Origin of the sequence: Streptomyces lydicus (assembly GCF_000717345.1) — a bacterium.
Lineage (GTDB): Bacteria > Actinomycetota > Actinomycetes > Streptomycetales > Streptomycetaceae > Streptomyces > Streptomyces lydicus.
The window spans coordinates 49938-72036 of record NZ_JNZA01000037.1; the positions used below are offsets into that span (position 1 = coordinate 49938).

The 22099-nt window shown below is 71.8% G+C and carries 18 protein-coding genes and 1 tRNA gene; 9 read left to right on the forward strand and 10 right to left on the reverse strand.

The genetic code is table 11. The features are described from left to right. Positions 1-2: 2 nt before the first annotated feature. Positions 3-1202: a glycosyltransferase gene (locus OO62_RS29080; protein ID WP_051733699.1), complete on the reverse strand. Its 1200-nt coding sequence runs from the start codon at positions 1200-1202 to the stop codon at positions 3-5. Positions 1203-1466: 264 nt separating this feature from the next. On the opposite strand from OO62_RS29080, the gene OO62_RS29085 reads away from it, so the two are divergent. The 4 genes from OO62_RS29085 to OO62_RS29100 all read left to right on the forward strand — a co-directional run bounded on the left by OO62_RS29085 (position 1467) and on the right by OO62_RS29100 (position 5056). Continuing rightward, the gene (locus OO62_RS29085; protein ID WP_033270604.1) at positions 1467-2372 is read left to right on the forward strand and encodes a hypothetical protein; all 906 of its coding nucleotides are present in this window, start codon (positions 1467-1469) and stop codon (positions 2370-2372) included. Positions 2373-2443: 71 nt separating this feature from the next. Then, complete coding sequence (locus OO62_RS29090; protein WP_129322842.1) at positions 2444-3520, forward strand: hypothetical protein; 1077 nt, start codon at positions 2444-2446, stop codon at positions 3518-3520. Between the two features lie 38 nt (positions 3521-3558). Next, entirely contained in the window at positions 3559-3939 is a 381-nt protein-coding gene (locus OO62_RS29095) for an effector-associated constant component EACC1 (RefSeq protein WP_051733700.1), read from the forward strand. Beyond that, positions 3926-5056 (forward strand): caspase, EACC1-associated type, encoded by a 1131-nt coding sequence (locus OO62_RS29100; RefSeq protein ID WP_129322843.1) that lies wholly within the window; start codon positions 3926-3928, stop codon positions 5054-5056. The genes OO62_RS29095 and OO62_RS29100 overlap by 14 nt, the downstream gene beginning before the upstream one ends. A 42-nt stretch (positions 5057-5098) precedes the next feature. Here OO62_RS29100 and OO62_RS29105 read toward each other — a convergent pair whose 3' ends face one another. Next, positions 5099-5548: a DoxX family membrane protein gene (locus tag OO62_RS29105; RefSeq protein WP_033270607.1), complete on the reverse strand. Its 450-nt coding sequence runs from the start codon at positions 5546-5548 to the stop codon at positions 5099-5101. 192 nt (positions 5549-5740) lie between these two features. Here OO62_RS29105 and OO62_RS29110 point away from each other — a divergent pair, with 192 nt between their 5' ends. Continuing rightward, positions 5741-6976 carry an amidohydrolase family protein gene (locus OO62_RS29110; protein WP_033270608.1) on the forward strand — a complete coding sequence of 412 codons (1236 nt, stop codon included), beginning with the start codon at positions 5741-5743 and terminating at the stop codon, positions 6974-6976. A gap of 107 nt (positions 6977-7083) precedes the next feature. Here OO62_RS29110 and OO62_RS29115 read toward each other — a convergent pair whose 3' ends face one another. The 5 genes from OO62_RS29115 to OO62_RS29135 all read right to left on the reverse strand — a co-directional run bounded on the left by OO62_RS29115 (position 7084) and on the right by OO62_RS29135 (position 14746). Next, complete coding sequence (locus tag OO62_RS29115; RefSeq protein WP_033270609.1) at positions 7084-7872, reverse strand: GntR family transcriptional regulator; 789 nt, start codon at positions 7870-7872, stop codon at positions 7084-7086. Positions 7873-8208: 336 nt separating this feature from the next. Beyond that, positions 8209-12216: an nSTAND1 domain-containing NTPase gene (locus OO62_RS29120; protein ID WP_033270610.1), complete on the reverse strand. Its 4008-nt coding sequence runs from the start codon at positions 12214-12216 to the stop codon at positions 8209-8211. 673 nt (positions 12217-12889) lie between these two features. Further along, a tRNA-Pro gene (locus OO62_RS29125) sits at positions 12890-12963 on the reverse strand. 12 nt (positions 12964-12975) lie between these two features. Next, a complete protein-coding gene (locus tag OO62_RS41405; protein WP_051733701.1) occupies positions 12976-13719 on the reverse strand; it encodes a hypothetical protein in 744 nt (247 codons plus the stop codon). A 100-nt stretch (positions 13720-13819) separates the two neighbouring features. Further along, positions 13820-14746, reverse strand: a complete 927-nt coding sequence (locus OO62_RS29135; RefSeq protein ID WP_199838893.1) for a metallophosphoesterase — start codon at positions 14744-14746, stop codon at positions 13820-13822. A 146-nt stretch (positions 14747-14892) separates the two neighbouring features. Between OO62_RS29135 and OO62_RS29140 the strand changes: the two genes are divergently transcribed. Beyond that, on the forward strand, positions 14893-15357 hold the full coding sequence (locus OO62_RS29140; protein WP_033270612.1) for a GatB/YqeY domain-containing protein: 465 nt from the start codon (positions 14893-14895) through the stop codon (positions 15355-15357). A gap of 162 nt (positions 15358-15519) precedes the next feature. Here OO62_RS29140 and OO62_RS29145 read toward each other — a convergent pair whose 3' ends face one another. Next, positions 15520-17727, reverse strand: coding sequence for a transglycosylase domain-containing protein (locus tag OO62_RS29145; protein ID WP_033270613.1), 2208 nt, complete (start codon positions 17725-17727; stop codon positions 15520-15522). A 382-nt stretch (positions 17728-18109) separates the two neighbouring features. On the opposite strand from OO62_RS29145, the gene OO62_RS29150 reads away from it, so the two are divergent. Beyond that, a complete protein-coding gene (locus OO62_RS29150; RefSeq protein WP_033270614.1) occupies positions 18110-18451 on the forward strand; it encodes a WhiB family transcriptional regulator in 342 nt (113 codons plus the stop codon). Positions 18452-18657: 206 nt separating this feature from the next. Here OO62_RS29150 and bagB read toward each other — a convergent pair whose 3' ends face one another. Then, positions 18658-20046 carry an ATPase BagB gene (bagB, locus tag OO62_RS29155; protein ID WP_051733702.1) on the reverse strand — a complete coding sequence of 463 codons (1389 nt, stop codon included), beginning with the start codon at positions 20044-20046 and terminating at the stop codon, positions 18658-18660. Further along, positions 20043-21098 (reverse strand): ATPase BagA, encoded by a 1056-nt coding sequence (gene bagA, locus OO62_RS29160; protein WP_033270615.1) that lies wholly within the window; start codon positions 21096-21098, stop codon positions 20043-20045. The genes bagB and bagA overlap by 4 nt, the downstream gene beginning before the upstream one ends. A 209-nt stretch (positions 21099-21307) precedes the next feature. Between bagA and sp36 the strand changes: the two genes are divergently transcribed. Then, positions 21308-21466 (forward strand): Sp36 family protein, encoded by a 159-nt coding sequence (sp36, locus tag OO62_RS39140; RefSeq protein WP_077193102.1) that lies wholly within the window; start codon positions 21308-21310, stop codon positions 21464-21466. Next, on the forward strand, positions 21463-21927 hold the full coding sequence (locus OO62_RS29165; protein WP_033270616.1) for a RidA family protein: 465 nt from the start codon (positions 21463-21465) through the stop codon (positions 21925-21927). Before sp36 ends, OO62_RS29165 begins: the two co-directional genes overlap by 4 nt. Positions 21928-22099: the final 172 nt, after the last annotated feature.

Consider the following 22099-nt stretch of genomic DNA (forward strand, 5'->3'; position numbering starts at 1 on the left):
AGCTAAGCAGCGCGCTCACCTCGTGCTTCGCGCGCCGCGGCGGTGCGGGCCACCGCCTGTTCCTGGCGCGCCGCGGCGCCCCTGCGCCGGTAGATCAGCGTGTCGACGAGCAGGAACCGCGCCAGGAACACCACCACCAGGCTGACCACGGTCGCCGGCACCGGCCCGATCCCGGCCTGCTCCACCAGCACCATCATCAGCGGGATCCGCGCCAGCAGGTCCGCGTTGCTGAGCGCCGCGAACCCCAGCAGCCGGCCCGCCCAGTGCCCCTGCTTCGCGCTGCGGTAGACCAGGAAGTCCAGCAGGACGAAGTTCCACAGCACCCCCAGCTGGTTCGCCAGCACCTCCGCCACCGCGTAGTGCAGCGACGTGGCGCCGGTCAGCGCCCACAGCGCCAGCAGGTTCGGTACGAACCCCGAGACCCCGATCAGCCCGAAGGCCACCATCCGGGCCCGCTTGTCGCTGCTGCGCAGTTCCGCGAGGTGCCGCAGGAACCGCAGCCCCTCGCGCACCGTCGACTTCGACTCGCCGGCGAACCGCTCCCCGAACTCGTACGGCACCTCGGCCACCCCGCGCGGCCGGCAGCGCACCGCGAGCTCCAGCAGAATCTTGTACCCCAGCGGCCGCAGCCCGCCGTCCTGCCCGGCCCCGTCCTCGCGCCCGGCGCGCTCGATCGCCTCCCGGCGGATGGCGAAGAACCCGCTCATCGGGTCGGAGACGCCGCGCAGCAGGCGCGGGAACAGCGCCTTGGTCACCGCGGTCGACACCCCCGACACCGCCATCCGGTACCCGCCGTCCAGACCGCCCCGGCTGCCGCCGTCCGCGTACCTGCTGGCGACCACCAGCTCCGCCCCGGCCCGTTCCCCCGCCTCCACCAGCTCCGGCAGCAGCCGCGGCGGATGCTGGAGATCGGCGTCCATCACCACGATCCACGGCGCGCTGGTCCGCGCGATCCCGGCCACCACCGCCCCGCCGAGGCCCCCTTCGGGCTCGTCCCGGTGCAGCACCGACACCGGCATCGGGCACCGCACGGCCGCCTTCTCGATCACCTCCGGGGTGTCGTCCGTCGAGTCGTCGACGAACAGCACCTCGACGTCCCACTCCGCCGGAAGCGCCGCACACACACCGTCCAGCAACTCATCGATGTTCCCCGCCTCGTTGAACGTGGGCACGATCAACGACACCGCCGGCACGGATGCCATGGCTCCTCCTGAGGGGTCCGCAACTGTCACCACAGCAGTCACAAGAGCCCAGGAGAAACCGGAACTCATCATGTTTTACGGAGAAGTCAACCTGGTCCCGGGCGCGTTGGCGGCCCTGACCGCCGTACGGAAGACGGGCATGTCCCCCCATGGCACCCATCTCCCGGGTGAGAGTGCGCAGTTCCCCCGCAACGGAAGGTGAGCTGTGCCACAGTGGGAGCTCTGGTATCGGTACCGGCCTCAACGGCTGTTGATCGGGGGAAAATGATCACTGGTAGCGGGACGCCCCTCCCGGGTTGGCGCGGCGGCGACGGAAACGCCGCCTACCTGGACAAGACGCTGCGCCACGAGCCCATCGAGATGGCCCTCAACGAGAGCGTCAGCGGAAAGACGATCTTCCGGCTGTGGCTGCGGGCCACCCTCGCGTCGATCGTCGTCTCCGCGATCCCCGGCTTCATCGGCATCCTCACGCTCATGGCGAGCGTGGGCCAGCAGTCGTCGGACTCGTTCGGCTACGGCGGGTCCGACGCCGGATCCAGCGGCAGCTCCGGCTCCGGCTGGCTGGTGTTCGCCTCCTTCGCCTCGTTTGTCGTGTTCTGGGTCGTCCTGCTCATGAGCCGGCTGCCCGAGCCGGTCGCCGAATGGCGGGTCCTGCTGGCCGACCGCCCCGACCGGGCACCCGCGGTCTACGCCACGATCGTCCAGACGCTGAGCTCCCGCCGCTACCCCCTCGCCCCCAAGGGCCTGGGCACCCGCGTCACGCTCAACGACCCGCCGTACACCGCCTACGTCTCCGTCTTCAACTACGGCAGCAGCCTCTACCTCGGCTGGATGATGTGGCGTTCGCGCCGCGGCACGGAGCTGATGGGCCAGTTCATCGGGGACTTCTTCCGCACGCTCAAGGGCGAGAACGGCATCGAGCACCAGCTGCTGCGCAGCGAGGGCGCCCGCGCGATGCGGGAGGCCGTCCACCTCGCCTGCCGCGAGGGCCTGATGGTCGCCGTCGACGGAACACCGGTCGCGACCGCACCGGCCGCCGCGCCCGCCGCGGGCGCCACCCCGCCGCCCCCTGCCGTCCCGCCCGTCGTTCCGCCCGCCCCCACCAAGGTGCCGCAGCCCGCCCCCGAGGCGCAGCCGCGGCCCGCCGGCGAGGCCGACCCCGCGGGATGAGCGTGCTGTCCACCACCGGGCCCTCGGGAGCATGGGCCTGGGCCGGGCTCCGGCTGGAACCGGAACCGGCGATGTCCGAGAACGGCGCCCACCTCGGCCTGCCCGAAGACCAGCGGCGCCTGGAGGCCGCGACGCTCGAACAGGTCTGGCTCTCCCGGCAGTGGCTGCCGGACGGCCGGGCCTTCGAGCTGCGCTACGCCACCGCCCCGGACGCCGGGGTGACCTGCACCCTGCTGTGCCGGACGCACGGAGCGGACGCCCGGTCGGCGTCCGCCGCCGCGCTCGCCCTGCGCGACGCCCTGGCCGACACGCCCCGGCACGTACGGGCCGATCCGGTCGAGGACAGCGCCGAACTGCACGCGGCCCTGGTCCCGTTCGCCGGGACGCCGGCCGGCCTCGCCGAGGTCCGCAAGCGCCTCTCCTGGGCGTGGCTGCAGCGCCGCGACACCGACTTCCCGCTCGGCGTGGCCTTCACCCCGCTCGTCGGGGAGGCCGTCAGCTGGGAGCCGGTGTGGGAGGCGCTGGCCCGCGAGCGCACCCGCACGGTGGTCGGCATCTGCCTGGAGCCGTATGCGCCCCCGCAGGAGCTGCTCGGCTACCTCCGCTACCTCACCCAGGAGTACGGCCGGCTCGCCCAACCGGGCCGGCCCAGCCCGGTGTTCACCCAGTACATCGCGCCCGACCCGTTCGCCGTGCACGCGGCGGCTCGCTACGGGGAAGCGCTGGCCGCCTGCGCGGGCCGCGCCTACCGCCTGCGGATCTCGCTCGCCGGCGAGGCGGCGGCCCCGCTGCCGCTCGCCGAGTTGCTCGCCGCCACCGTCGCACCGGCCACCGCCGCCCCCAGCGGCGCGGTCGCCCGCGTGGTGCCGCCGCACGAGGCGGCGGCCGCCTGGGCCGGCCTCTCCGGGATGCAGCACACCTGGCTCGACACCACCTACCGGCAGGAGGTGCCGCAGCCGCTCGGCGGCTGGGAGCAGATCCTCGCCGACCTGGTCGACGTACCGCAGGCGTCGGCCGCCTTCCGCTTCCCGTACGAGATCCCGGGCCGCCCCCCGCTGTTCAGCACGGCGCGGCGGGGGGCCGGGCCGGCCCCCGGCGGGAGCACCGCCCCCGCCGGCGGCCGCGACCCGTACGCCCCGCGGTTCTGACCCCCGCCCGCCCCCGACCTCCGGAGCACCGCACCGTCATGACCACTCTCACCTTTGCCTTCGACGGACCGGCGGACGACGCCGACGGCCTGGCCCAGTCGCTCGCCGAGTGGCTGAACGACGACGAGGACCTCACCGGCTCGGCCCGGCTGCGCATGGTCCCGCCCGCACCCGGCCACCAGGGCGGGCTCGCGGACGCGGCGGAGGTGCTGGGCGCGGTCGGCCCGGTACTGGAGGCGGTGGTCAGCGCCGTGGCGGTGTGGCTCGCCCAGCGGGCCAGGTCCCGGCGGATCAGCTTCAAGGTGACCCGGCCGGACGGCACCGCCCTCGAACTCTCGGCCGGCAGCCCCGAGGACGCCGCCGCCGTGGAGCAGCAGCTGCGCCGCTTCCTGGAGCCGGGTTCCGGTGACGGGAGCTGAGCCACCGGCCGTCTCCCCGGTGCCCTGGCCGCCGCTGGTCCCCTCGCCGCGGCGGTCGGCCGCCGTCCTGGTGGGCACCGCCACCCACGTCGTGCCCAGCACCCTGCTGCCGCTCCCGCAGGCCGCCGGCAGCGTCGCCGCGCTCGCCGACGCGCTCACCGGCCCGTCGGGCGGCTTCGATCCCGCCGCGGTCCACCGCCGGGTCGACCCGCGGACCCCGGCCGACGTCTTCCGGCTGCTGCCGGCGCCCGCCGGCGACCCCCTCGACGTGCTGCTCTTCTACTTCGCCGGCCACGGGCTGCGCGGCGCGGACAAGCGGCTGTGCCTGGCCCTGCCCGGCTCGGTGGACGACGGCCGGCGCACCGAGCGCACCGCACTGCCGGTCACGGCCGTCTTCCAGGCCATGCGGCAGGTGCGCGCCGAGTACCGGATCGCCGTCCTGGACTGCTGCTTCGCCGGGCTGGCGCTGGACGCGCCCGACGCGTCCGACATCCACCTGCTGGTCGCCGCCGGCCGCGGGAAGCGGGCCTTCACCCCCGAGGACCACACCCGCACCGGCTTCACCACCGCCCTGCTCCGCCTGCTCACCGAGGGCGTCCCGGACGGACCCGAACACCTCGACCTCACCACGCTCTACCGGCACCTGGCCGTCACCCTCCCGGCCGCCCGCCTCCCCGAGCCCCTGCAACGCGCCTTCAACGCCACCGGCGACCTCGCCCTGTTCCGCAACCCGGCCCACGGCACCGCGCACACCCGCCCGGGGCTGCTCGCCCGCGCCCGCTTCGCGGACCAGGTGAAGGCCCTGGGACTGGCCGGCCGCCCCAGGCGCCTCGCCCAGGCGGCCCGGCTGTTCGAGGCCGTCGCCCGCGACGCCGCCGCGCACCTCGGGCCCGTCGACCCGGACACCCTCCGCTTCCGCCACGTCCACGCCTCCGCCCTCGGCGAGGCCGGCGACCCGTACACCGCCTGCGCCCTCCTGGAACGGACCCTCACCGACTGGCAGCCGCTGGCCCCGCCGGACGACCCCGCCCTGGCCGCCGCCCGGGCCAGCCTCCACCACTGGCGCACGGCCCTGCCGCACCCGCGGCCCCCGGACCACGAGGCGAGCCTCACCTGATACCTGACGGCGCGCGGCCGCTTCCCCCCCCGGCCGCGCGGGCTACCGGAAGAGCCCGAGGGCCCCGTCGAGCGACCAGCTCTGCCAGCTCACGGCGCCCAGGGCCGCCAGCGAGATCAACGCCATCATCAGGTTCTGTCCCTGCTCCGCCCAGTCGTGGATCATCAGCACCAGGTAGACCAGATTGAGCGCCGCCCCCGCGACCAGGGCGATCGGGGACAGCAGGCCGAGGACGAGCCCGAGACCGAGCGCCAGCTCCGCGTAGGCGACGACGTACGCCATCAGCCGGGGGCGGGGCTTCACCAGCCGGTCGAAGCCCGTGCGGACCACCCGCCAGCGGTGCTTGTCGGCGATGCCCGCCGCCCAGGTGATGCCGCCACCGGCGAACCAGGTCTTCTTGTCCTTGTGGCGCCAGCTCTCCAGCCACCACAGGCCCAGCCCGATGCGGAGGACGGCGCACCACTCGGCACCGCTGAGCCAGATCGTCTGCATGCTGCCCCCTTCGACCCGCCACCTGGAACTGACACTCCGTCAGTTCAGCGGACGCCGGCCCGTCCCCGCAAGGGGTGGAGTTCCCGGCATCGCCTTGTCGTCGCACGGCCGACCCCATAACCTCGAAACTGATGGATCGTCAGAAACCGTGCAACCGGGCGGGACGCGCCGCCACGCAGTTGGGGGTACAGGGTGATCAGCAACGAGAGCGGCACAGCGGAGCTTCCCAAGGTCATCAGCGTGGACGATCACGTGATCGAGCCCGCGCACCTCTTCGAGACCTGGCTCCCGAAGAAGTACCGGGACCAGGGGCCGAAGCCCTTCACCGCCGGCATCGGTGGGCTGGAGTACGTGGCCGGCAAGTACCGCTTCAGCACCGACCCGGACGGCCAGATCACCGACTGGTGGGAGTACGAGGGCCTGCTCTTCCCGTACAAGCGCATCATCGCCGCCGTCGGCTTCTCCCGCGACGAGATGACCCTCGACGGGATCACCCGCGAGCAGATGCGCCGCGGCTGCTGGGACCCCAAGGCCCGGCTGGCCGACATGGACGTCAACCACGTCGAGGCGTCGCTCTGCTTCCCGACGTTCCCCCGTTTCTGCGGCCAGACCTTCGCCGAGGCCGCGGACAAGGAGGTCGGCCTCGCCTGCGTGCGGGCGTACAACGACTGGATGGTGGAGGAGTGGTGCGGGGACAGCGGCGGCCGGCTCATTCCGCTCTGCCTCATCCCGCTGTGGGACATCGACCTGGCGGTCGCCGAGATCCGCCGCAACGCCGCCCGCGGGGTCCGGGCGGTCACCTTCAGCGAAATCCCCACCTACCTCGGACTGCCCTCCATCCACTCCGGGTACTGGGACCCCTTCTTCGCGGCGTGCCAGGAGACCGGCACGGTCGTGAACATGCACATCGGCTCGTCCTCGCAGATGCCGGCCGCCTCACCGGACGCGCCGCCCGCGGTCCAGGCGTCCCTGAGTTTCAACAACGCCATGGCCTCGATGATGGACTTCCTCTTCTCCGGCGTCCTGGTGAAGTTCCCCCGCCTCAAACTGGCTTATAGCGAGGGTCAGATGGGCTGGATTCCGTACGCCCTGGAACGCGCCGACGACGTATGGGAGGAGCACCGCGCCTGGGGCGGGGTGCAGGACCTCATCCCCGAGCCTCCGTCGACGTACTACTACCGGCAGGTCTTCTGCTGCTTCTTCCGCGACAAGCACGGCATCGACGCGATCGAGAAGGTCGGCGTCGACAACGCGACCTTCGAGACCGACTATCCGCACGTCGACTCCACCTGGCCGCATACGAAGCAGGTCGCGGCCGACCACGTGGCCGGCCTCCCGCAGGACGTGACCTACAAAATCCTCCGCGGCAACGCCATTCGGATGCTGGACCTTCCGTTCGACCGCGATCGGACGGCGGCCGGCGCCTGACGCCGATATCGGCGGCGGGATTCCTGCGGCGGTGGGAACCGGGAATTCCGCACGCGAGCCGGCCGCGCCCGGTTTTCTCGCCTTCCTTGTGCCGGGCGGCCCGGCGCTCACCACCTTTCCAGGGGAGTGGTGAACAGCAATTCCGTGCGATCGCCGGGCAGGATGACGTCGGAAACGTCCACCGCGCGGTCATCGATGTCGTACGAGGTTTTCCGGAGCACCAGCACCGAGGTGCCGGACGGCAGCTCCAGCTCTTCCGCCTCTTCGGGGGTCGGCGGGCGGGCGGTGACCCGCTCCTCGACGCGGTCCACCTCGATTCCCACGGTGCGGAGCTGGTGGTGCGTGCCGCCCGGCCACGGCTCCTTGGTCTCGTCCAGAAGGTCGGGATTCCCGGCGATCCGGTCGTGGACGAGATACGACGTCGCGAGCTGGAAAGGGGCCGTCTCGGCCGCGTACCGCGTGCGGTAGCTGCGTTCGAGGAGGGTGGCGCCTTCCGCGATGCCGAAGGCCCGGGCGAGTTCCTCGGTGGCCGTGACCTCGCGGTAGGAGGCGGAAAAGACCAGATCCTCGCCCCGCAGGCCGGTTTCGTGCTCGGTGGCGCCCGTCTCGGCGCGCTCCTTCAGCGGCACCCGGGCACGGTTCTTTTCCCACTGGTGCCGCATATTCGTGCGCAGCGTCTTCGTACGGGGACGGCGCACGAACAGCCCCGCTTCATGCCGTCTCTCGATGAGCCCTTCGTCGTGGAGAACCCCCAGTGCGTCGCGGACCGCGGGCACGCTCTTCCGGAATTCCTTTGCCAGGGCCGTCTCCGAAGGCAAGCGTTCACCGGGCTTCAGCCGACCCGCGCGGATGGACTTCCGGAGGGTGTCTGCGATCGGCTCGTATGCCGGTGCCATGGGTGTTCACCGTTCCGTTCCTCGGACGGCGTGGACGGGCCGCCTCAATGCGCAGCATAGGCGTCGGCACAACGAATAGCGCCCGGCCGGGATATCCGGCGGGGAATGAGCCGGCGGCACTCACCGGGCCGGCGGAACGGGCCGTTCCGGCCCCCGGTGTTCGCGCGCCGGGAGCATGAAAACGCCCGATCGCTGGCGACGGGGGATGCACCAGCGATCGGGCTATGGCCAAGAGTAGCAAAGGCTGCTGCTGCAACGGGAGTCAACTGCTGCATTAATTCGTGGAGTTGTGAGCGGAGTCACGCGGTCCGGCTCCGGTCGGACCGCGTGACTCCGCTAATCACCGCACGGAGGCGCGTACGAGAGATGCGGCAGATACTCGTGCCACTTTTCCGGCGTCAGAACACCCCGCGTGGTCGAACAGATACGGCGGATGGCGTCATCGGCGTCCAGGTTCCACAACCGGATGGTGTCGGCGCCGCTGGAGACGCCGAGCATGTGGCTGTTGGGGTTGAACGACAGGAAGTTGCCGGTCTTGGCGTTGGGACTCATCGACTGCCCGATCGGGGCGGCCTCGGAGGGGTCTGCCACATTCCAGAGGCGGACCGTGTTGTCGTTGCCGCCGCTCGCCAGGGTACGGCCGTCCCGGCTGAACGTGAGCGACACGACCGCCTCGGTGTGACCGGTCAGCGGCCTGCTCAGCTCGGTCGCGTCGAGGGGGTCGGCGACGTCCCACAGCCGGACCGTGTCGTCGTCGCTGCCGCTGGCCAGCGTCCGGCCGTCCGGGCTGTAGGCGAGCGCGTTGACGGGGGCGGAATGCCCCTTGAGAGGTTCGCCGAGCGGGGCGGTGCGGCCCGGGTCGGTGATGTCCCAGAGCCGGACGGTGCCGTCCGCGCTGCCGCTGGCGAGGGTGTGCCCGTCCGGGCTGAAGACGAGGGCGTTGATGTAGCCCCGGTGCCTGGAGAGCGGCTTGCCGAGCGGGACGGCACGGGAGGGGTCGGAGACGTTCCACAGCTGGATGGTGTGGTCGCCGTAGACGGTGGCCAGGGTCCGGCCGTCCGGGCTGTACGCGAGTGCGTGAGTGCCCGCGAAGCGGGTGCGCAGGGCCAGGAGCGGCCCGGCCAGGACCGGACGGGCCGGGTCGGTCACGTTCCACAGGGACAGCTTCGCGTTCCCGTTCAGTACGGCGAGGGTGTGGCCGTCGGGGGAGAACACGAGCGAACGCTGGCCGCCGTCCGCTGCCATGAACGGCCTGCCCAGCGCCACCGGCCGGTCGGGGTCCGTCGCGTTCCACAGCCGGATGCGCCCGTCGCTCCCCGCCGTGGCGAGCACCCGCCCGTCCGGGCGGAACGCGCCACTGCGGCCGACCATGTCCGCCGTCGGTACCGACCACAGGCGGGCCTTGCTGTCGCCGCTGCCGGTGGCGAGGGTGCGGCCGTCCGGGCTGAAGCTGACGGCGTACATCTCGCCGCTGCTGCCCGCGAGCGGCTCGCCGACCTGTGAGGGGAAGGCCGGGTCCCGGACATTCCACAGACTCGCCGTGCTGTCCGCGCTGCCGGCGGCGAGCATGCTGCCGCCGGGGCTGAAGGCCACCGACCACACGGGACCGGTGTGGCCGGTGAGCGGCGCGCCGAGCTGGGTGGCGTGGCGCGGGTCGGTGACGTCCCAGAGCCGCATGGTGTCGTCCGCGCTGCCGCTGGCGAGCGTATGGCCGTTGGGGCTGAAGGCCACCGAGTGCACCGTGTCCGTGTGGCCTCTCAGCACCGCGTCGATCGGCTTCGGCCGACGCGGATCGGCCGTGTTCCACAGCCTGATCGTGTGGTCGTCGCCGCCGGCTGCCAGCACGCGGCCGTCGGGGCTGAACGCCACGGAACGCACGGCGGCGGTGTGGCCGGTCAGGGCACCGAGCGCCTTCGGCCGGCTCCGCTCACTCATGTCCCACAGACGGACGGTGTGATCCTCGCCGGCCGAGGCCAGGCTCCGGCCGTCCGGGCTGAAGGCGAGCAGATAGATCGTGCCGGCATGGCCGGTCAGGGGCGCGCCGAGCGGCTCGGGGTGGCCGGGATCCCGTACGTCCCACAGCCGGATGGTGCCGTCGTCCCCGGCGCTGGCGAGGGTGCGGCCGTCGGGGCTGAAGACCGCGCTGCTCGTCCAGCTCGTGTGCCCGGTGAGCGGCTTGCCCAGCGGCTTGGGGCGCGAACGGTCACTCACGTCCCACAGTCGCACCGTCCGGTCGTAGCTGGCGGTGGCCAGGACCTTCCCGTTCGGGCTGAACGAGGTGAGGTAGACGGCGCCGGTGTGGCCGAGCAGCGGCGTGGCCATCGGCGCGTTCACGATCGAGACCAGCCGGTTGTTGACACCCGCGTCGTCCGGCCGCAGGTCATGTGCCGCCAGATCCAGCTGGGCGGAGAGCGAAGGGTCGGTGTACTGGACGCGGTCGGCCTCGGCCACCACCTGTTCGAACACCGCGTCGTTGCGCTGCTGCCACGCCACGACCGCCGCGCCGACGGCGAGCATCGCCAGCACGACCAGCGCGGACACCGCCCCCCGGCTGAGCAGGACGGTGCGCTTCCGGAGCCTGACCGAAGCCGCCAGGAACTCCACCGCGCTGCGGGTCAGAAAGGTGTCACCCGCGGACTGCGCCCAGTTGCGGGCCTGTTCCAGACGCGAGCCCCGGTAGAGCAGCGACGCGTCGCGGCCCGAGCCCTCCCAGGCCCAGCCGTCCTCCTCCAGCCGCTGGCGCAGCAGATTGCCGTTCCGGTCCTCGTCGATCCAGTCGCGCAGGCGCGGCCAGGCGTGCAGCAGCGCCTCATGGGTGATCTCCACCGCTTCCGCATCGAGCGTCACCAGCCGGGCGTGCACCAGCGCTTCGAGCGATTCCTCCGTCTTGTGCGGATCCGTCGACTCGTCCGCCAGCTGGCGCCGCGTCCCCCGCCGCCGGGTGGCCTGGGTGTCCTCGCCCAGCCGGACCAGCCTGAGGAGGAGCAGCCGCGCGGCCGTGCGGGCCGTCGGGTCGAGACCGGACCAGGCCCGCTCGGCGGTCGCCGCGACCGCCCCCTGGATACCGCCCGCCGCGCGGTAGCCGGCCAGCGTCAGCCGTCCCGCCTTCCGTCGCTGCCAGGTGGCGAGCAGGGCGTGGGAGAGGAGCGGCAGCACCCCCGCGTCGTGCGTCCCGCCGGGACCGTCGGCGCTCACTTCCCGGACGATCAGCTCCGTGAGCCCCGGTTCGAGCTCCAGGCCCACGGCCTTGGCCGGCCCGGTCACCGCTTCCCGCAGCTCCGTGGTGGTCAGCGGTCCGAGCACCATGTGCCGGTGCTGAAGCGCGGCGGCCAGTTCGGGATACCCGAGGCACGGCTCGTAGAAGTCGGCGCGTATGCCGAGGATGACGAGTACGGGGGCCGGGGCGCCCGGGCCGGCGGGGGTGCACGCGGCATGCAGGAGCTGGATGAACGCGCGCCGGGCCGCCTCGTCGGCGCAGAGCGTGAACGCCTCCTCGAACTGGTCCACGATCACGACCGGCCGGGCCGCACGGGGCGTCCCGCGCTCCGCCCACGCCGTGACGGCCTCCCGCACCGCGTGCGCGAAGTGCCGCGTACCGGGCTCCTTCGCCGCCGACGCCCGCGCGTCGGCGACGACGGGGGCGAGCCCGGGGATCCGTTGGGTCAGTTCCCCCAGCGGATCGCCTCCCGGTACGAGTTGCAGGACCTCCCTCTCCTCGCCGGTCCCGTCGTCCAGCGCGCCGCTCCGCAACGCCGGCACCAGACCGGCGTTCAGCAACGAGGACTTTCCGGCACCCGAGGCACCCACGAGCATGACCAGACCGCCGGTCTTCTCCGCCGCGCGGAGCTGCGCGACGAGAGCGTCCGTGCTGCGCTCCCGGCCGAAGAACCACTGGGCGTCCTGCTGACGGTACGAAGCCAGCCCCCGGTAGGGGCACACACCGGGAACGGTCGCGGCGTCGGCCGGCGGACGTTCCTCCGCCGTCGCCGGGCCGCGGTCACCGACCGGGTCGGCGACCGCTCGCTCCCACAGCCGCTGCCACTGGGCCAGGTCGTACAGGCCCGCGGACACCGCGGTGGGCCGCGTGCGCCGTGCTTGGGGAATCAGGATGTGCAGCACCGCCGCCAGGGCGGCGAACTGCGCAGGCACGTTCTTGGCCCGCCGCCAGTCGCTGATCCGCTGCACGGACACCCGTACGGGCCGCCCTCGTTCGTCGACCCGCTGCAGCCGGACGACCGCCTCGGCCACCTTCTTGAGGGGAGGGTTGCCGGCTTCCTTGTACAGCAGCGCGAGCCGTTCCGCGAAAGCTGTGCGTGCCCCTGAGTCGGAACTCAAGGTCTCCACCCCTTTACTTCCCCCGCACTCGGACATCCGGACCGGAAAACTCACCTTAGTGGTCTGACCTGTGGTTTCGCCGTTCCCCCCGGACCGGAACCTCCTCGTCAGGAGCCACAGCTGACAGGATCCCACTCAGCGGCGCACCAACCGGGCCCTGCCCGGCCAGGCAACCAGCTCAGCGCTCGGAGACAGAGACCCCAGATGCGTGTTCCCGGCCACCTTCCGCCGGAATCGCGAGCCGGTCACGGTTTCCGCGCACGGGCCCCACGGACCTGAGAAGTCGGCCCCGCCCACGGCTCCGGCCTCTCCGAACCCGCGCCGGTACGGCGCGAACCGCCGCGCCCGCGCCGTTCGGCACCGGTCCCCACGAGGGGAGGGACCGGCGCCGATACGGCGCGGCGCCGTGTCCACCGCACGGGCGCGGCCCCGCCCCGCCGAAACCACCGGCGCGATGCGCGCACTGCCGCCCACTGCCCGGCGGAGCCACCGCGCCATGTGGCGCGCATCACTTCTTCTGCTCCCGTGTGCGGTCCACTGCCGCTGAAGGAACGTCAGAGAGCCGCCGCCGGACGGGCGCGCAGTCAAGATCCACACCCCGCGCCCTCCCGGACCAACCCGCAGAAACGCGTCAGGCCCGGTTTCCGTTTCCGAAAACCGGGCCTGACCTGCTACTTCTCAGTCGGGGTGGCGGGATTTGAACCCACGACCTCTTCGTCCCGAACGAAGCGCGCTGCCAAGCTGCGCTACACCCCGAAGCAACGAGCTCTACTTTAGCGGACTGATCCCCGTAGGTGAAATCCGGTTGTTGTGGAGCCGGGGAGAGGGCCTGACCTGGTCGATCGCGAGGGCGATCAAGGGGAGCAGGCACGCGGTGAGGGCGGCGGCGAGAGCGGTGGCCAGGTGGGGGGACGGGGCGCCGGTGGCGGCGGGGAGAGCCAGGGCGAAGCAGAGGTAGAGGAGGGGGTAGGCCGGCCACTGCCAGACGTGGCGGAGGCGGAAGCCGCGCGGGGCGGTGAGCAGAAGCCAGTCGGTGAGGGCGGCGAGCGGGACGACCGCGAGAAGGAGGGCGCGGGCCAGGGCTCCCGTACCCGCGGCGCCGGGTGCGGCGGCGGGGAGGGCGAAGGCCGTGGGCGGGGCGGCCGGGAGGAGGTGGGGCAGGACGTGGTGGAGGAGGGCCGCGAGGGAGACGTACGAGAGGAGCGCGCCGGAGACGCGGGGGCTCACGGGGTGGCGGCCGGTCCAGGCGCGATGCGCGGACCAGGCCGAGACCAGGGCCAGTGCGAGGGCCGTCTGTGCGGTGAACGAGGCGACGAGGTGTGCCGGCGAGGGAGTACTGAGGGCCGCCAGGACGAGGCCGGCGAGGGCGGCCGCCGAGAGGAGGAGGCGGAACGCGGCCGCCAGGGGGCGGCGCAGCGTGGGGGCGACCGCGGTGGCCGGAGTGCGGGCGGCGGCTCCGGCCGGGCCGGTGGCATGGCGTGTGGACTGCGAGGTCCGGGTGGGGTCGGACATTCCTCCACGTTAGGGGGGAGGAAGGGGCCGTGGGACCCCCGGGTCGGACAAGGTGACCATGAAACGGGGGCCCGTTACCGGGGCGGACCGGGGCGAGTTGTCAGGGACGCGCCGTGAGGGTCAGCAGGGTTGCCTCCGGGGGGCAGGCGAAGCGGACCGGAGTGTACCGGTTGGTGCCGCAGCCGGCGGAGACATGGAGGAAGGAGGTGCGGCCGGCGGCCGTGTGGGTGGAGAGGCCCTTCACCCGGTCGGGGTCGAGATCGCAGTTGGTGACGAGCGCCCCGTAGAAGGGGATGCAGAGCTGGCCGCCATGGGTGTGCCCGGCCAGGATCAGCGGGTACCCGTCGGCGGCGAAGGCATCCAGGGAGCGCAGGTAGGGCGCGTGGACGACGGCGAGGGAGAGGTCGGCGCCGGATTCCGGGCCGCCGGCCACCTCCGCGTACCGGTCGCGCTTGATGTGCGGGTCGTCCAGGCCGGTCAGGGCGATCTCGATGCCCTCCAGCTTGAGGCGGCCACGGCAATTGGACAGCCCGACCCAGCCGGCCGCGTCGAAGGCGTCCCGCAGCTCTTCCCACGGGTTGTGGACGGCGCCCACGACCGGGGCGTTGCCGTTGAGGCCGTGCCGGCCCTGCACACGCTCGAACAGATAGCGGGCGGGGTTGCGCAGCTTGGGGCCGTAGTAGTCGTTCGAGCCGAAGACGTAAGCGCCGGGGAACTCCATCAGCGGACCGAGCGCGTCGAGGGTCTCGGGCACGCCCTCGGGGTCGGAGAGGTTGTCCCCCGTGTTGATGACGAAGTCGGGACGCAGCCCGGCGAGCGACTGCAGCCAGCGCTGCTTCTTGCGCTGACCGCTGACCATGTGGATGTCGGAGACCTGAAGGACGCGCAACGGACGCATGCCCCGGGGCAGTACGGGAACGGTGACGCGTCGCAGTCGGAAGGAGCGGACTTCGAAGCCGGCGGCGTAGGCCAGGCCGGCTGCGCCGACTGCGGTCAGGGTCAGGGGTACTCCGTATCGCGCGCGCATGCTTCCCATCGTTGCAGAGTGGCGGGGGTGGGTGCAGCGGGAGGGCGGCCCGCCGGGCGGGGGAGCCGCCGATTCCCGGGGCGCGGGGTGGGGCGCGGAGGGAAAAGACGCGCCGGTTTCCGGTGGGTCGGGGCATACTTCACCGCATGACCACGCTCAAGACCAAGCTGCAGGACGACCTCACCACCGCGATCAAGGCGCGCGATGAGCTGCGCTCCTCCACCCTCCGCCTCACGCTGACCGCGATCCAGAAGGAAGAGGTCGCGGGCAAGGAGGCGCGTGAGCTGTCCGACGGCGAGGTCGAGAAGATCATCGCGCGGGAGGCGAAGAAGCGCCGGGAGGCCGCCGAGGCGTTCGACCAGGGCGGCCGCGCTGCCCAGGCCGAGCGTGAGCGTGCCGAGGGCGAGCTGCTCGCGGACTACCTGCCCAAGCAGCTGTCCGACGACGAGCTGGAGCAGCTGGTCGCGGCGGCGGTGGCGGAGGCCAAGGGCGCCGGCGCCGAGGGGCCGAGGGCGATGGGCGCCGTCATGAAGATCGTCAACCCGCAGGTGGCGGGGCGCGCCGAGGGCGGCCGGGTGGCCGCCGTGGTGAAGAAGCTGCTGGCCGGCTGAACGGCCGACCACCGGAGACCCGAACAAGAGCAGTGAGGGGCGCCCCCCTTTTTTGGGGGCGCCCCTCACTTCTTTCCTTCTCCTCGCACGACGGGCCGCCGGCGGCCGGCCTCGACCCCGGCAGGCTCGGTCGACGCGTACGGCGCAGGGCCAACCCGCCCGCTACCAGCCGCCGTTGCCGCCGCCCAGAATATCGGGCCAGCCCGGAATGTCCCATCCGCCGCCACCCGGCTTGTTGTCCCCGCCGTGGCCGCGACCGGGCTTGCGCTTGCCGCCGCCCTTGCCGCCGTCGTCGCCCTTGTTCCTGTCCTTGGCGGGGTCGTCGATCGGGACGGTGGGCAGCGCCGGCCCGGGCCGGCCGGCCAGGGCGCCGGTCATCGCGTCGCGCCAGATGGGGCCGGGGGTGTCGGCACCGTAGACCTTGTCGTGCGGTACGCCACCGATGGTGATGCCGTACATCTTGCGCTTGTGCTGCGGGTCGCCGACCCAGACCGCGCCCGCCGCGTTCGGGGTGTAGCCGACGAACCAGGCGGCGTAGCGGCTGTCGGTGGTGCCCGTCTTGCCGGCGCTGTCGCGCCCCTTGAGGCCGGCTTCCTTGCCCGTGCCGTCCTCGACCACGCCCTTGAGGAGGGTGTTGATGGTGTCCGCGGTCTTCTTGGACATCGCGGTCCGGCAACTGGTCTGCGGGACCTTCATCGCCTTGCCCCGCGCGTCGGTGATCGACTCGATGGCCACCGGGGTGCAGTACTGGCCGCCGCTGGCGAACGTGGCGTAGCCGGCGGCCATGGTCAGCGGGGACATCTCCTGGGTACCGAGCGTCATCGACGGAACTTGCTGCAACGGCTTGCCGTCCGCCCGCTCGATGCCCATCTTCTGGGCCATCTTGACCGCCGGGCAGATGCCCATGTCGCTGATCAGCTGCACGTAGTAGGTGTTGACCGACTTCGCGGTCGCCTCCTTCATGCCGTACGGGCCGACCTCTTCCTTGTTCTCGTTCTGGGTGGTGTCGGCCGGGGTGCCGTGCCACTCGCCGTTGCAGGTCTGGACCGGGCTCGGATACGGCATCCGGTACGGCGACGGGTACTCCTGCTCGGGGCTGGTGCCCTGCTCCAGGGCGGCCGCCGCGATCACCGGCTTGAAGGTCGACCCGGGCAGGTAGCCCGCGCCGCCGCCCATGGAGTGGTCCACCGAGAGGTTGATCACGGTCTGGTTCTCGCCGAAGCCGTACGGGCGCGACTGGCCCATGCCGAGGATCTTGCCGGTGCCCGGTTCGACGATGGTGGCGGCGGTGGCGACCGGGTCGTCCTCATAGACGTGGTCGCTTATCGATGCCTGGATCGACTTCTGCGTCTGCGGGTCGAGGGTGGTGCGGATGGTCATGCCGCCCTGGTCCCAGCGCTTCAGCCGGGCCTTGCGGGTCTTTCCGAAAGCCTTGTCACCGAGAAAGACCTTGCGGATGTAGTCGCAGAAGAAGCCGGCGCCGTGGGTGGCGGTGATGCAGCCGTTCTTGGGACGGCTGACCGCCAGCTTGATCGGCTTCTTGGCCGCCGCGTCCGCCTGCGCCCGGGTGATGTCCTTCAGATCGGCCATCCGCTGCAGCACGGTGTTGCGCCGACGGGTGGCCTCCTGCGGGTTGTTGAGCGGGTCGTAGCGGCTGGGCGACTGCACGATCCCGGCCAGCAGCGCCGACTCCTCCAGGGTCAGGTCCTTGGCGTGCTTGCTGAAGTACCGCTGCGCGGCCGCCTCGATGCCGTACGCCTGCTGCCCGAAGAACGTGATGTTGAGGTAGTTCTGCAAGATCTTGCGCTTGCCGAGCTCCTTCTCGATCTGGATCGCGTACTTGAGCTCCTTGACCTTGCGACCGATCGTCTGCTGGGTGGCCTGCGCGACCTTGGTGGGGTTGTCGCCCGCCTCCTCGACGAAGACGTTCTTCACGTACTGCTGGGTCAGCGTCGAGGCACCCTGGGAGACGCCGCCCGACTGGGCGTTCTTGTTGGCCGCCCGGAGGATGCCCTTCAGGTCGATCGCGCCGTGCTCGTAGAAGCGCGCGTCCTCGATCGCCACGATCGCCTGCTGGATGTACGGCGACATGTCCTTGAGGCCGACGACCGTGCGGTCACGGGAGTAGACCTTGGCGATCTCGCCGCCGTCGGCGTCCTGAATCGTGGTCCGCTGGCTGAGCGGTGGCGTCTTGAGGTTCGCCGGGATCTCGTCGAAGCCCTCGACCGACCCCTTGGCGGCCAGGCCGAGCGCCCCGGCCGCCGGGAGCGCGAGGCCGGCGAGCACCGCTCCGGCCAGGACGCTGACACCGAGGAACTTGGCGGCCTGCTGCGTCTTGGACAGCCCTCCGCCATCGCGCTTCTTAGGCATGAGGGCAGCCTACGTTCTCATTCGCCGGACAGGGGCGCACCTGTTCGTTTAGCCTGTTCTCTGCTGCCACAGCCGAACGGTTACGCCCCGGTTAGTCAACCCCTCTCCCTCCCGGACCGCACCCCCACGTGTCCGTGTGCGGCGACAGAAACCCCGTGTCAGCCCGGCCAACTGTCCTGCCTTGTGAGTTAAATGAGGTATGCCGTGCGGTCACTCCGTTGGGTGATCTGCCGCATACGCATAGTCCGTTCGGGCCATTCAAGATTGGGCCCGAAGGGGGTGTTGCGCCCTGTCTGCCACCCGTAACGTCCTCAACTGGCAACGGTGAATATGCCGCTTGCCGCCGTGGGGGAGCCTCGATTCGGGAGAGGACGGCGCCAGCATGAGCTGGGTAACCGACTGGAGTGCACAGGCAGCCTGCCGCACTACCGATCCGGATGAACTGTTCGTTCAAGGGGCAGCGCAGAACCGCGCCAAGGCGGTGTGCACCGGATGTCCGGTACGCACGGAATGCCTGGCCGATGCCCTGGACAACCGGGTGGAGTTCGGCGTGTGGGGCGGCATGACCGAGCGGGAGCGGAGGGCGCTGCTGCGCCGCCGCCCGACCGTGACGTCATGGCGCCGCCTGCTGGAGACAGCGCGTACGGAATACGAGCGCAGCACGGGCATCCTGCCGGTGGACTGCGAGGACGGGGTCTTCGACGAGTACGCAGCGGTCGGCTGAGCGGGCCGGTCGGCTCGGCACGGCCGAAAGGCGGGACAGGTCGCTGGAGTTGGCATGCCCGCGAGCCGTCGGTGGGTGATGCCTGCGGGGTGCGCAGGCCACGGCGCGACGCCGTGCACCTCCGCCACGTTCGACGCGCCCGTCACGGCCGGCACACGCCCGAGGGCGGCTCGGCCGTCGCAGTGGGGCGTCGGCTCAGCTGCGGCTCAGCTGCCGGAGTCGCTGTGGTCGCCGGTGAGGGTGCCGTCGGTGTCGGTGTCGTCGGCGGACGTGCCGTTGAGTGCCAGGCGGTCGCCGATCTCGCGCAGGCCCGTGAGGTCATGGACGTCGCCGGGCAGCGCGCCAACCTCTGTCACCGGGACCTCGGGATGCAGCGCGGTGAAGCGGTCCCGCGTGCGACGTTCGCGCGCGAGGACCTGCATGCGTTCCGCGTGTAGTCGGAGCAGCCCGGCGGCGAGTTGCGCCGCCGAGGCTGACGTGGGTGCTGGGTGCTCCGCTGCGGCAGCGGGGGAGAGGCCGCCGGCGGTACCTGCTCCAGCATTCCCGCCGTCGAGATCCACAATGCCGGTTGCTTCAAGATTATTTTCGGCGCGGTCCGTACCGGCGTCGCCGTCCGCCGCTCCGTCCTCCGACAGTCCGTCCGTCAGGGCCTCCGCGGCCGCCAGGGCACGCTCGGCACTCAGCTGCGCGGCACCGCTGCCGTGCACCCGGTTCAGTACGAGGCCGGCCAGCGGCATCTGCTCGGCGGCCAGCCGCTCGACGAAGTACGCCGCCTCACGCAGCGCGTCCCGCTCCGGCGCGGCCACCACCAGAAACGCCGTGCCGGGCGCCTGCAGCAGGCGGTACGTGGCGTCCGCGCGGGTGCGGAAGCCGCCGAACATGGTGTCCATCGCCGCCACGAACGTCTGCACATCGCGCAGCAGTTGACCGCCCATGAGCTTGCTGAGGGTGCCGGTCATCATCGACATGCCGACATTCAGGAACTTCATCCCGGCCCGGCCGCCGACCTTCGCCGGCGCCATCAGCACCCGGATGAACTTGCCGTCCAGGAACGAGCCGAGGCGCTTGGGCGCGTCCAGGAAGTCCAGCGCGGAACGGCTGGGAGGCGTGTCGACGATGATCAGGTCCCACTCGTCGCTCGCGCGGAGCTGGCCGAGCTTCTCCATGGCCATGTACTCCTGCGTGCCCGCGAAACCGGCCGACAGCGACTGGTAGAACGGGTTCTCCAGGATGGCGCGGGCCCGGTCGGCGTCCGCGTGGCCCTCGACGATCTCGTCGAAGGTGCGCTTCATGTCCAGCATCATCGCGTGCAGTTCGCCGCCCGCGGCCTCGTCGACGTCCTTGACCCGCCGCGGGACGTTGTCGAGCTCGGAGATGCCCATCGACTGCGCCAGCCGCCGGGCCGGGTCGATCGTCAGCACCACGACCTTGCGGCCGCGCTCGGCGGCGCGTACGCCGAGGGCCGCGGCGGTGGTGGTCTTGCCGACGCCGCCCGAGCCGCAGCACACCACGATGCGGGTGCGCGGGTCGTCGATCAGCGCATCGACCTCGAGCCGCGGGGCCGAGGCGTCCAGCGTCATGTCGTCCGAGGTCATATGGGCCCCTGTTTCCGCAGGTCTCTCGCCAGTTGGTAGAGACCGGCGAGATCCACTCCTTCGGGGAGCAGCTCCAGCTCGTAGGTGGGCAGGCCGATCGAGGTCAGCTCGGCGTGCTCGGCGCGCTCCAGCTCCACCCGCTCGGCGTGCTCGCGCGCCTGCTCCAGCAGGGGGTCGATCAGCCGGTCGGCCAGCCCGCCGCGGCGGGCCCCGCCCAGACCCGCCTGGGAGAGCGCCTTGGCGACGCCCGAACGGGCCCCGCGGGCGGCGATGACATCAAGATCGCCGTTGTCCAGCAGCGCCGGACGGGTCATGTTGATGACGATGCCGCCGACGGGGATGCCGGCGGCACGCAGCTCCGCGACCCCGTCGGCCGTCTCCTGGACCGGCATCTCCTCCAGGAGCGTCACCAGATGCACCGCGGTCTCGGGCGACTTGAGCACGCGCATCACGGCCTGCGCCTGATTGTGGATCGGGCCGATCTTCGCGAGGCCGGCGACCTCGTCGTTGACGTTCAGGAAGCGGGTGATGCGGCCGGTCGGCGGGGCGTCCATCACGACCGCGTCGTAGACGAACCTGCCGTTCTTGTCCTTGCGGCGGACCGCTTCGCACGCCTTGCCGGTCAGCAGGACGTCCCGCAGGCCCGGCGCGATGGTCGTGGCGAAGTCGATCGCGCCGAGCTTCTTCAGCGCCCGGCCGGCGCTGCCGAGCTTGTAGAACATCTGGAGGTAGTCCAGCAGGGCGCGTTCCGCATCGATGGCCAGGGCGTAGACCTCGCCCGCCCGTCTGCCACCACCCCGCAGCGGATCCCCGCCGGACTCCGTCCGGGAGGACCCCCAGCGCGACGCGCCCTCTGACGCGGGACCTACCGCGATCTTGCGCTCCTCGTAGGGAAGCGCCTCGGTTTCGAACAGCTGGGCAATGCCCTGCCGGCCCTCGACCTCGACCAGGAGGGTACGGCGTCCCTCGGTGGCCAGGGCGAGGGCGAGGGCAGCGGCGACCGTGGTCTTGCCGGTGCCACCCTTGCCGCTGACGACATGGAGCCTGCTCACGCAAAGGAGCCTAACCAGTCCGCGTCGCGGCTACGCACGGGATACGCCTGACAAGACCCGGAGATCCGCCCGAGGTGTGTCCGGGGCCGGTCAGGGATGTGCCGTAGGGGTCGGGCGGCTGCCTGCTGTTCTGCCACTTCGGGCGGGTGCGGGCGGCCCGTGCCGGACAGGGTCCGTCACCGTCGTGGACAGGCATTACGCTCGGGCCCATGACCAAGTGGGAATACGCGACCGTGCCGCTGCTCGTTCACGCGACGAAGCAGATTCTGGACACCTGGGGCGAGGACGGCTGGGAGCTGATCCAGTGCGTACCGGGCCCGAACAACCCCGAGCAGCTGGTGGCCTACATGAAGCGGGAGAAGGCGTGAGCGCCGTAGAGGAGAAGGTCGCATCGCTCGGCCTCAAGCTGCCGGAGGTCGTGCCGCCGCTGGCGACGTACCAGCCCGCGGTGCGCTCCGGCGCGTACGTGTACACCTCCGGCCAGCTGCCGATGGTGGACGGCGCACTGCCGGCCACCGGCAAGGTCGGCGCCGAGGTCACCCCGGAGCGGGCCCAGGAGCTCGCCGCGACCTGCGCGCTCAACGCGCTGGCCGCCGTGAAGTCCGTCATCGGTGACCTCGACAAGATCCAGCGGGTCGTGAAGGTCGTCGGTTTCGTGGCCTCCGCGCCCGACTTCACCGGCCAGCCGGGCGTCCTCAACGGCGCCAGCGAGCTGCTGGGCGAGATCCTCGGCGACAAGGGCGTGCACGCCCGGTCCGCGGTCGGCGTGGCGGTGCTGCCGCTGGACGCCCCGGTCGAGGTCGAGATCCAGGTCGAGATCGCCGAATAGGCACGGCCGCGGAGCCGCGAGCCGCACGGGCGCGGGCCGAAGAGCCGTCGCGGCCGAAGCGCTGCGGGCCGGGCACGGGCCGGGCACGAGTCGTTGGGCACCTCGCGGCAGCAGTCGTCGAGGCTTCCCCCGCCCCCTCCCCCTCCTCCCCCCTTCGGGGGAGGGGGCGGGG

Coding starts and splice junctions, on each gene's coding strand:
- OO62_RS41405 (WP_051733701.1), bottom strand. CDS start 13,719: ATGTCCGACCCCACCCGGACCTCGCAGTCCACACGCCATGCCACCGGC.
- bagB (WP_051733702.1), bottom strand. CDS start 20,046: ATGACCTCGGACGACATGACGCTGGACGCCTCGGCCCCGCGGCTCGAG.
- OO62_RS29095 (WP_051733700.1), top strand. CDS start 3,559: ATGACCACTCTCACCTTTGCCTTCGACGGACCGGCGGACGACGCCGAC.
- OO62_RS29080 (WP_051733699.1), bottom strand. CDS start 1,202: ATGGCATCCGTGCCGGCGGTGTCGTTGATCGTGCCCACGTTCAACGAG.
- OO62_RS29105 (WP_033270607.1), bottom strand. CDS start 5,548: ATGCAGACGATCTGGCTCAGCGGTGCCGAGTGGTGCGCCGTCCTCCGC.
- OO62_RS29085 (WP_033270604.1), top strand. CDS start 1,467: ATGATCACTGGTAGCGGGACGCCCCTCCCGGGTTGGCGCGGCGGCGAC.
- OO62_RS29140 (WP_033270612.1), top strand. CDS start 14,893: ATGACCACGCTCAAGACCAAGCTGCAGGACGACCTCACCACCGCGATC.
- sp36 (WP_077193102.1), top strand. CDS start 21,308: ATGACCAAGTGGGAATACGCGACCGTGCCGCTGCTCGTTCACGCGACG.
- OO62_RS29115 (WP_033270609.1), bottom strand. CDS start 7,872: ATGGCACCGGCATACGAGCCGATCGCAGACACCCTCCGGAAGTCCATC.
- OO62_RS29145 (WP_033270613.1), bottom strand. CDS start 17,727: ATGCCTAAGAAGCGCGATGGCGGAGGGCTGTCCAAGACGCAGCAGGCC.
- OO62_RS29135 (WP_199838893.1), bottom strand. CDS start 14,746: ATGCGCGCGCGATACGGAGTACCCCTGACCCTGACCGCAGTCGGCGCA.
- OO62_RS29150 (WP_033270614.1), top strand. CDS start 18,110: ATGAGCTGGGTAACCGACTGGAGTGCACAGGCAGCCTGCCGCACTACC.
- OO62_RS29090 (WP_129322842.1), top strand. CDS start 2,444: ATGTCCGAGAACGGCGCCCACCTCGGCCTGCCCGAAGACCAGCGGCGC.